We start from the raw sequence: 9,047 nt of genomic DNA on the forward strand, positions 1-9,047 counted from the left end.
TAACTCTATTTGATTCGGTCTATACGAAGTTGTTCATTGTCGAGCCGGATATGGACCGGCTCTTGTATCACGCCTGCAGGCAATGCATCGCTGAGCTGGAAGGTGCCCGCGATGGAGAGCAGCTCGGCCTGCAATTGCTGGCAATAAATGCGAGCCTTGGGATTGCCCTTGGCCCCTGCGATGGCTCGGCCACGCAGGGCACCATAAACATGGATGCTGTCATCGGCGATGACTTCGGCGCCAGGGCTCACCGAGCCCAGCACCACCAGCGAGGTGCCGGCTGCATAGATCTGCTGACCGGAGCGCACCGGGCCCACGTGGACCTTGCTTGCCTCCACGGGCGCTGGCACCGGGGGAACCGGTGCGGCCTCCACTGGCTTGGACTCAGGTGCTGGCGGCGTCGGCTCAGGTTCTGCCTTGCGGCTCTTGCCTGACACCATGACGGCGAGGCCTGCCGCCTTGGCGGCCGTCTTCATCGCCTCGTCCCGCGCCCCCGTGATCCCGACCAGCACGAAGTCTTCCGACTCGACCAGCTCCCTGAGCTGTTCGAAATCGGGGATCGCCTCGAGGCGTTCCACATTGAGGACGAGGGGGGCACAATTAAAAAACTGGGGGGCCTGCGCGACCTTGGCCTCCAGCAGTTGTCGGATCCGGGCCGGATTGCCATCGCTGAGATGCAACACAGAAATAGTGAAGGTGGTCCCTTTCAATTCGTTATCGCGTTCAACCATGAATCTTCCCCGAACCGAGACGGTAATACGTTATTGTTATTCAATTCCTGATGTTATAGTTTGCCACCACCAGAGGCAATAAACCCGTCGGATTATATCAATTTCCATGTTGTGTGCAGTCTATAAAAGTCGCAAAAAAGCCGAGACCTATCTCTTTATTGAACGAAGAGAGGACTTTTCCCGCGTTCCCGAGGTGCTGATGAGTACCTTCGGGCGTCCCGAACTGGTCCTGATGACCAAGCTGGACCCGGCCAAGCCCCTGGGGCTGGCCTCCACGGAGCGGGTGATGGCCGCCCTGAAGAGCCAGGGCTTTTATCTGCAGGTGCCACCGCCACCGGAAAACCTGCTGGAGCAGCACAAGGCGCAATTAAAGGGCGCACGATGAGGGCGGGGCGGCTGGCACTGCTGTTGTCAGGCGCCCTGTCGGGATCGCCGGTGCAGGCCGGCCCCGATTTTGACCAGTACGTGGCAAGCCTCAAAGAGCAGGCGCTGGCGGCGGGCATGTTGCCCGAGACGGTGAGTGCGGCCTTTGCGGATGTCCACCTTGTCGATGCCGCCATCGGGCACGACAAAAATCAGCCGGAATTCAAACTGACCCTGGACACATATATTCCCCGGGCGGTGCCGGAATGGAAAGTCAAGCAAGCCCAAACCTTATATCGCCAGCATTTGCCGCTGCTCACAAAAATAGGCCGGGAATATGGGGTACAGCCCCGCTTTATTGTTGCCTTGTGGGGAATTGAAACCAATTTCGGCAAAATAACCGGCCATTATCCCCTTATCTCTTCTCTCTCGACCCTGGCCTGGGACGGTCGCCGTGAAGCCTTCTTCAAAGGCGAGTTGTTCGATGCCCTGCGCATTCTGGAGCAGGGACATGTGAACCCCGCCAACTTCAAGGGATCCTGGGCGGGGGCCATGGGACAGGTGCAGTTCATGCCCTCGTCATTCCTGCGATACGCGGTGGATCAGGACGGGGACGGCAAGAAGGATCTCTGGGGCAATCTCGCGGATGTATTTGGATCGGCTGCCAATTATCTGAGCCAGAACGGCTGGCGCGAAGACCAGACCTGGGGACGGCGGGTGAGGGTGCCAGAACGCCTGGACCCCGCCTTGCTGGGGCTTGATACCCGCAAATCCCTGGCGACCTGGCAGGCCCTCGGGGTTCGCCAGCAGGACGGCTCACCTCTGCCTGTGGTCGACATGCAGGCCTCCCTCATCCGCCCTGACGATATTCACGGGCGAAGCTACCTTGCCTATGACAATTACCGGGTACTGCGTCACTGGAATCGCTCCCCCTATTTCGTGGTGGCCGTCGGCACCCTGGCCGATCGCATCGTGAAATAGCTCTCCCCCCGTTCTCCTGTCACGGCGAACGGGTGGAGGTGATATGCCCGTCTCTTTTTATCCCTTGTCGGCCTCCCTTTATTCAGGAACGTCGCCCTTTAAATCGCGACCAAAAAAAAAGCGGGAATATATCCCGCTTTTTTCATGTCATCGCGACTCGGCGTTAGTCGCAGGCAACCTGCATCACCTTGATGGCCAGGCCACCGCGGGAGGTCTCGCGGTACTTGGAGTCCATGTCCTTGCCGGTGATGTACATGGTCTCGATCACCTTGTCCAGCGACACGCGCGGCTTGGAGGTGCGACGCAGGGCCATGCGGGAGGCGTTGACCGCCTTCATGGCAGCGATGGCATTGCGCTCGATGCAGGGTACCTGTACCTGGCCGGCCACCGGGTCGCAGGTCAGACCCAGGTTGTGTTCCATGCCGATCTCGGCGGCTTCACAGACGTGCTCGGGGCTGCCGCCCATCAGTTCGGTCAGGCCGGCGGCGGCCATGGAGCAGGAGACGCCCACTTCACCCTGGCAGCCCACTTCGGCGCCGGAGATGGAGGCGTTCATCTTGTAGAGCATGCCGACGGCGGCAGCGGCCAGATAGAAGCGGGTGTACTCGTCGCGGCCCACCGGCTGGATGAACTTGTCGTAGTAGGCCAGCACGGCCGGGATGATGCCGGCGGCGCCGTTGGTCGGTGCGGTGACGACGCGGCCACCGGCGGCGTTCTCTTCACTCACCGCCAGGGCGAACATGTTGACCCAGTCCACGATGTTCATGGGATCGTTGGAGAGGTTCTCGTTGGTGGTCAGCTGGCGGTAGAGCGGCGCGGCGCGGCGCGGTACGCGCAGCGGGCCGGAGAGGACGCCCTCGGTGCGGCAGCCGCGCTCGATCCCTTCCCGCATGGTGGTCCAGATCTTGCCGAGCTTCTTGTAGATCTCTTCCGGGGTGTTGAAGCACTTCTCGTTTTCCATCATCAGGGCGGAGATGGAGAGACCGCTCTGGCTGCAGTGGGCGATGAGCTCGGCGGCACTCTTGAAGGGATAGCTGACGGACATGTCGCCGCTGTCACCCTTGCCAAAGTTCTCTTCGTCGACGATGAAGCCACCGCCAATGGAGTAGTAGGTCTTGCTGTAGACGGCGTCATCTTCGATGAAGGCGGTCAACCTCATGCCGTTTTCGTGCAGGGGCAAGGCCTCGTCATGGAAGATCATGGCGCCCTTGGGGAAGCTGACGGTGTGGCAGTGCAGGCCGATGGGCAGACGACCGGTCTGCTCCACGCGGGAAATGAATTCGGGGATGGCGTCGATGTCGACGTTCTCCGGCAGGTTGCCCGCCAGACCCATGATGATGGCGGTATCCGTGTGGTGGCCTTTGCCGGTCCAGGAGAGGGAGCCATAGACATCGACCTGGATCCGGGTGATGTCACGGATCTTGCCGCCAGCACGCAGTTCATCCACGAACTGTTTGGCTGCCTTCATGGGGCCGACAGTGTGGGAAGAGGAGGGGCCAACACCGATTTTGAAGATATCAAAAACGCTGATCATGTAACAATTACCTCAGGGTAGAAGGGGGCGCCATGCCCACTCGCAGAAAAGGGATCCATGGGACGGGTCTGTCGTCACAAAGGCCAGGGAACCGGATAACCACAGTGTAACGGTTCAATGCCTAAAAAAAGTTGAAACAGATCTATTTTTGTTGAATTCGTGGCGCGAGTATAAAATTTATTTTGATGGTTATCCATTTTGTTAAGCGCCAGACAAACGTTTTGCAAAAAAATACCCGGCGATGCCGGGTATTCGAGTGCCATATGCGGCTTTATCACAGCGGCTTAACACTCGGTGATGTTGACGGCAAGGCCGCCCCGGGCGGTCTCCTTGTACTTGGTCTTCATGTCGTTGCCGGTTTCCCACATGGTTCTGATCACCTTGTCCAGCGACACCTTGTGCTCGCCGGTGCCACGCAGGGCGAGGCGGGCGGCATTGATCGCCTTGACTGCGCCCATGGCGTTGCGCTCGATGCAGGGCACCTGCACCAGACCACCGACGGGATCACAGGTCAGCCCTAGATTGTGCTCCATGCCGATCTCGGCGGCGTTCTCGACGATGGCGGGGCTGGCGCCCAGCAGCTCGGCCAGGGCACCAGCGGCCATGGAGCAGGCCACGCCGACCTCGCCCTGACAGCCCACCTCGGCCCCCGAGAGGGAGGCATTCTTCTTGTAGAGGATGCCGATGGCGGCGGCGGTGAGGAAGTACTGCATCAGCAGCTCGTCATCCACCTTGCGCACGAAGCGATCGTAATAGTGCAACACCGCGGGGATGATGCCCGCTGCGCCGTTGGTCGGCGCCGTCACCACCCGGCCCCCGGCGGCGTTCTCCTCGTTGACGGCCAGCGCAAAGAGGTCCACCCACTCCATCACCATCAGCGGATCCTTGTTGAAATTGGTCTCGCCACAGAGCTGGCGATAGAGGGCGGGAGCCCGGCGCTTGACCTTGAGGCCGCCTGGCAGCACCCCCTCGCTCTTGCAGCCACGCTCCACACACCCCTGCATCGCCTGCCAGATCTTGCGAAGCCCGGCCTTGATCTCCGCTTCCGAGCGAAACACCTTCTCGTTGGCCAGCATCAACCCCGAGATGGAGAGGCCGCTCTCCTGGCACTGGGCCAGCAGCTCGGCGCCGCTCTCGAAGGGATAGGGGATGGGGTGGGCAGCATCGAAGCGGGCCGCCTCTTCCCGGGCGTTGGCGAAGTGACTCTCCTCGATGATGAAACCGCCCCCGATGGAGTAGTAGGTCTGTTCGAACACAAGGGTGTCACCCTCATAGGCGCGCAGTGTCATGCCGTTGGAGTGGGCGGGAAGGGTCTTGCGCCGGTTGAAGAGGATGGCGCCGATGCGGGGAAATTCGCTGGGTTGCTCGCCGCCAAGGCAGAGGGTCTGGGTCTGCTCTACCTGGGAGAGGAAGGCGGGAATGGCCTCGATGTCCACGGATTCGGGTTCAAATCCGGCCAGTCCCAGGATGATGGCCTTGCCGGTGCCGTGCCCCTTGCCGGTCTGGCCCAGTGAGCCGTAGCACTCGACGACGACGCGTCCGGTACGGGAGAGGAGTGCGTTCGCTTTGAGGGTCTGGATGAAGGCGCAGGCGGCCCGCATCGGTCCCACGGTATGGGAGGAGGAGGGGCCTATCCCGATGGAAAACATGTCGAAGACACTGATCATGACGTACTCCAATTATGGATTTCGTCTAAACATTGTAAATTTTTTGTAGTCGTTGAAAAGGGGGGAGATAGCGGGGTGTGATGGCGGTAGGGAAATGGGCGCGGGAGAGGCGCGCCATGGGGGAGCCGCTCGGCATCCCATGGCGCCCGTGATACATCAGTCGAGAAACTCGCACAGATAGGCGGAGGCGATCTTCACTTCCAGCTTGAAGGAGGAGTGACCGGCCACGTCGAAGGATTCCCCCTGCTGGTAGGTGTGCCACTCATCTTCGTCGGCCAGCTGGATGGTGAGGGCGCCCTTGATCACCGTCATGCGCTCCGGGGCGGCGGTATTGAACAGGTACTCGCCCGCTTCCATCACACCAACGGTAGATTTCTCACCTTTTTGCTCGAAACCGATAGATTTAACATTTCCGTCAAAATACTCGTTAACTTTCAGCATCTTTTCTTCCCTGTATGCACGTTTGCAGAGCCAACGTAGCACACTGTTTTGGATGTTGTCATGGTAAAAGGAGCAAAAACAGCCGTGTCTCTTTTGAGGCTTTACTTTCTCATAAAGTTATCAATGCATTTCGTTAACGGATTCTGATGTAAAACGGGGCGCAAATATGAGATAAAGCGCACCGCCAGAGCAATGGAGAGGATTTGACGCTCTGGGTGGTCATTTACGCTGTAAAAGTGTGAGTAATTGCTAAATAAAGGAACATTCTGTGTTAACAAAAGGATTAATCAAAAACATCGGCTTCCAGGTAGTGGTGGCCATGGTGCTGGGCGCGCTGGTCGGGGCGCTCATGGGAGAGCAAGCCACGGTGTTTGCGCCGCTCGGCACCCTGTTTATCCAGCTGATCAAGATGCTGGTGATCCCGCTGGTGGCGGTGGCCATCCTGTCAGGGGCCGCCAATCTGGGGGCCAGCCCCGCCGCAGGCAAGATTGGCGTCACCACGCTCGCCTTCTTCCTCGGCACCTCCGCACTGGCGGTGTTCCTGGCGCTGGTGATGGGTCAGGTGTTCAAACCCGGTGTGGGCGTTGACTTTGGCGCCACTGCGGCCATGTTCTCCGGCGACTACGCCGACAAGGGTGCACTGCCCGATGCGGTGGCCACCCTGCTTGGCATGATCCCGACCAACGTGTTCAGCGCCTTGAACGAGGCCAACATCCTGCAGATCCTGGTGTTCTGCATGTTCCTCGGCATCGCCCTGGCCAAGCAGCCCCGCGAGCGCGCCAAGCCGCTGGTAGACGGGCTCAACACCCTGGTGGACGCCTTCGTCTGGATGATCAACAAGGTGATGCTGATCGCCCCCATCGGCGTCTTCGGCCTGATGGCCGACGCCATCGGCACCTACGGCTTCGACGTGCTGACTCTGGTGCTCAAGCTGTTCGTCGTCTATGTCGCCGCCATCCTCATCTTCGGCTTCGTGGTCTATCCGCTGCTGATCGCGTTCTTCTCCAACACGCCGGTACGCAAGTACTTCTCCGCGATGAAGAAGCCGCAGATCGTGGCCTTCTCCACAGCCTCTTCCATGGCGACCCTGCCGGTCAACATGGAGACCTGCGAGCGCGATCTGAAGGTGACCAACGCCACCGCTTCCTTCGTGCTGCCGCTGGGTGCCACCATCAACATGAGCGGCAATGCCATCTATTACGGCCTAGTCGCCATCTTCTTCGCCCAGGTCTATAACATCGATCTTTCCATGGGTGCCTGGGCGGCGATCATCGTCACCTCCACCCTGGGTGCCATCGGTCAGGCCGGTGTACCGGGCCCGAGCTTCCTGGTGGTTGCCGTGCTGCTGGCGGCCGGGATTCCCATCGAGGGTCTGCCGCTGCTGTTCGCGCTGGATCGTCTGTTCGACATGATCCGCACCGCGCTCAACATCACCGGCGATGCGGCCTGCGCCATCATCGTCGATCGCTACAGCCCGGATTACGATCCGAACCGCTGGAGCAAGGAGGCCTGATATCGGTCGTCCACGATGCATGACAAGAGGGAGGCTTCAAGCCTCCCTCTTTCATTTGTGTCTATTTGCTGGCGGTGTTCCCCGCTTGCCTCGCCCGTCTGAGTGACTCAGGGGGAGAGGTGTGCCAGGGCCTGGCGGCAGCGCTGTTCGGCCGCCTCCAGCTCCAGCAGGACCATCTGGATATCTTCCAGCTGCTGCTGCAGGGTCTCCCGCTTGTCGGCCACCAGCCCCAGCATGGTCTGCAACTGGGAGCGGCTGCTCTTGTCCGCATCGTAGAGATCGAACAGCTCCCGGATCTCTGCGAGGCTGAAGCCCAGACGTTTGCCGCGCAGGGTCAGCTTGAGCCGCACCCTGTCCTGACGGCTGTAGATCCTGTGCTGTCCCTGGCGGGTCGGGTTGAGCAGGCCCTGATCCTCGTAGAAGCGGATGCTGCGGGTGGTCACATCGAACTCGCGAGCCAGTTCGCTGATGCTGAAGGTGCGGGTGTCGTCCCTGGATTTGGTCATGGGGCTGTCTTGGCTGCCATCTGGTTGTCAATGCAGGCTGGCACCTTACCCAAACGTCAACTTCCCCGCAAGTCTTGTTCCTGTCGCGGTCGCGGCATATGTTATCCCGATGTAACAAGGAGAGTGCTATCGATGGATATCGTGATTGTGGCGGCCAAACGTACCCCCATGGGGGCCTTCCAGGGGGCCCTGAGCGCGCTCGGTGCCCCCGAGCTTGGCGCCTGCGCCATCCGCGCCGCGCTGGCGCAGGCCGGGATGACGGGGGAGCAGGTCAATGAGGTCTATATGGGTAACGTGCTGAGCGCAGGGGTCGGCCAGGCGCCAGCCCGCCAGGCGGCGCTCAAGGGGGGGCTGCCGGACAGCGTGCCCTGTACCACCATCAACAAGGTGTGCGGCTCCGGCATGAAGGCGGTGATGCTGGCGGCGGACAGCCTGCGCCTGGGGGAGGCCGAGGTCGTGGTGGCGGGGGGCATGGAGAGCATGAGCCGCGCCCCCTATCTGCTGGACAAGGCGCGCAGCGGTTTTCGCATGGGGCACCAGAGCGTGCTCGATCACATGTTCCTGGACGGCTTGCAGGATGCCTACGAAGGCCATCTGATGGGTCATTACGCCCAGTTGAGCGCCGATCGCAGCGGACTGACCCGGGCCGACATGGATGCCTTTGCCATCGCCTCCCTGGAGCGGGCGCTGACGGCGCAGCGCAGCGGTGCCTTTGCCGCGGAACTGGCTCCCGTTATGGCCTCTGAGGATACCCTGCTGCTGGCCGAGGATGAGCAACCGGGCAAAGCCAGGCCCGACAAGATCCCCGGCCTCAAGCCGGCCTTCAGCAAGCACGGTACCATCACGGCGGCCAATGCCAGCTCCATCTCGGACGGGGCGGCAGTCCTGGTAGTGATGCAGGGCGAGAGCGCTGCCCGGCTCGGATTGCCGGTGCTGGCCAGGGTAGTGGGTTACCAGAGTCACGCCGCCTTGCCGGCGGAGTTTACCAGTGCCCCCGTCGGCGCCATCGACAAGTTGCTGGCCCGGGTGGGCTGGGCGGTGGAGGAGGTGGACCTGTTCGAGGTGAACGAGGCATTCGCCATGGTGAGCATGCTGGCCATGGCAGGGTGCGGCATTCCCCATCACAAGTTGAACGTGAACGGCGGGGCCTGTGCGCTGGGGCACCCTCTTGGCGCCAGTGGCGCCCGCATCCTGGTGACCCTGATCCATGCCCTGCGTGCCCGCGGGCTCAGACGAGGGGTGGCGAGCCTGTGCATCGGGGGAGGGGAGGCAACGGCCATCGCCATCGAGGCAGGCTGAATGCGTGGGTGA

General features: G+C 61.1%; 9 protein-coding genes. 4 read left to right on the forward strand and 5 right to left on the reverse strand.

Annotated features, from left to right (window positions below):
• Positions 1-5 precede the first annotated feature (5 nt).
• Positions 6-731 (reverse strand): septum site-determining protein MinC, encoded by a 726-nt coding sequence (gene minC / locus AB5Y89_RS03430; RefSeq protein WP_268452838.1) that lies wholly within the window; start codon positions 729-731, stop codon positions 6-8.
• A gap of 106 nt (positions 732-837) precedes the next feature.
• Here minC and AB5Y89_RS03435 point away from each other — a divergent pair, with 106 nt between their 5' ends.
• On the forward strand, positions 838-1,116 hold the full coding sequence (locus AB5Y89_RS03435; protein ID WP_029314494.1) for a YcgL domain-containing protein: 279 nt from the start codon (positions 838-840) through the stop codon (positions 1,114-1,116).
• Complete coding sequence (locus AB5Y89_RS03440; protein WP_368222876.1) at positions 1,113-2,075, forward strand: lytic transglycosylase domain-containing protein; 963 nt, start codon at positions 1,113-1,115, stop codon at positions 2,073-2,075. Before AB5Y89_RS03435 ends, AB5Y89_RS03440 begins: the two co-directional genes overlap by 4 nt.
• Positions 2,076-2,238: 163 nt before the next feature.
• On the opposite strand, the gene AB5Y89_RS03445 is transcribed toward AB5Y89_RS03440, so the two are convergent.
• From AB5Y89_RS03445 to AB5Y89_RS03455, 3 genes are all read right to left on the reverse strand, one after another.
• Complete coding sequence (locus AB5Y89_RS03445) at positions 2,239-3,609, reverse strand: L-serine ammonia-lyase (RefSeq protein WP_039039104.1); 1,371 nt, start codon at positions 3,607-3,609, stop codon at positions 2,239-2,241.
• 284 nt (positions 3,610-3,893) lie between these two features.
• Positions 3,894-5,276 carry an L-serine ammonia-lyase gene (locus AB5Y89_RS03450; RefSeq protein WP_268452839.1) on the reverse strand — a complete coding sequence of 461 codons (1,383 nt, stop codon included), beginning with the start codon at positions 5,274-5,276 and terminating at the stop codon, positions 3,894-3,896.
• Positions 5,277-5,432: 156 nt separating this feature from the next.
• Positions 5,433-5,717: a pyrimidine/purine nucleoside phosphorylase gene (locus AB5Y89_RS03455; RefSeq protein ID WP_162624626.1), complete on the reverse strand. Its 285-nt coding sequence runs from the start codon at positions 5,715-5,717 to the stop codon at positions 5,433-5,435.
• A 268-nt stretch (positions 5,718-5,985) separates the two neighbouring features.
• On the opposite strand from AB5Y89_RS03455, the gene AB5Y89_RS03460 reads away from it, so the two are divergent.
• On the forward strand, positions 5,986-7,230 hold the full coding sequence (locus AB5Y89_RS03460) for a dicarboxylate/amino acid:cation symporter (protein WP_041215213.1): 1,245 nt from the start codon (positions 5,986-5,988) through the stop codon (positions 7,228-7,230).
• A gap of 107 nt (positions 7,231-7,337) precedes the next feature.
• On the opposite strand, the gene AB5Y89_RS03465 is transcribed toward AB5Y89_RS03460, so the two are convergent.
• A complete protein-coding gene (locus tag AB5Y89_RS03465; protein WP_010674655.1) occupies positions 7,338-7,736 on the reverse strand; it encodes a MerR family DNA-binding transcriptional regulator in 399 nt (132 codons plus the stop codon).
• Between the two features lie 132 nt (positions 7,737-7,868).
• Here AB5Y89_RS03465 and AB5Y89_RS03470 point away from each other — a divergent pair, with 132 nt between their 5' ends.
• Positions 7,869-9,035 carry an acetyl-CoA C-acyltransferase gene (locus tag AB5Y89_RS03470; protein WP_368222877.1) on the forward strand — a complete coding sequence of 389 codons (1,167 nt, stop codon included), beginning with the start codon at positions 7,869-7,871 and terminating at the stop codon, positions 9,033-9,035.
• The last annotated feature ends 12 nt before the right edge of the window (positions 9,036-9,047 follow it).

The sequence above is a fragment of the Aeromonas sp. s4 genome, from assembly GCF_040907855.1.
Taxonomy (GTDB): domain Bacteria; phylum Pseudomonadota; class Gammaproteobacteria; order Enterobacterales; family Aeromonadaceae; genus Aeromonas; species Aeromonas caviae.

What these genes read in the sequence shown, in the direction of transcription:
- minC (WP_268452838.1), bottom strand. Translation starts at nt 731, where the DNA reads ATGGTTGAACGCGATAACGAATTGAAAGGGACCACCTTCACTATTTCT.
- AB5Y89_RS03435 (WP_029314494.1), top strand. Translation starts at nt 838, where the DNA reads ATGTTGTGTGCAGTCTATAAAAGTCGCAAAAAAGCCGAGACCTATCTC.
- AB5Y89_RS03440 (WP_368222876.1), top strand. Translation starts at nt 1,113, where the DNA reads ATGAGGGCGGGGCGGCTGGCACTGCTGTTGTCAGGCGCCCTGTCGGGA.
- AB5Y89_RS03445 (WP_039039104.1), bottom strand. Translation starts at nt 3,609, where the DNA reads ATGATCAGCGTTTTTGATATCTTCAAAATCGGTGTTGGCCCCTCCTCT.
- AB5Y89_RS03450 (WP_268452839.1), bottom strand. Translation starts at nt 5,276, where the DNA reads ATGATCAGTGTCTTCGACATGTTTTCCATCGGGATAGGCCCCTCCTCC.
- AB5Y89_RS03455 (WP_162624626.1), bottom strand. Translation starts at nt 5,717, where the DNA reads ATGCTGAAAGTTAACGAGTATTTTGACGGAAATGTTAAATCTATCGGT.
- AB5Y89_RS03465 (WP_010674655.1), bottom strand. Translation starts at nt 7,736, where the DNA reads ATGACCAAATCCAGGGACGACACCCGCACCTTCAGCATCAGCGAACTG.
- AB5Y89_RS03470 (WP_368222877.1), top strand. Translation starts at nt 7,869, where the DNA reads ATGGATATCGTGATTGTGGCGGCCAAACGTACCCCCATGGGGGCCTTC.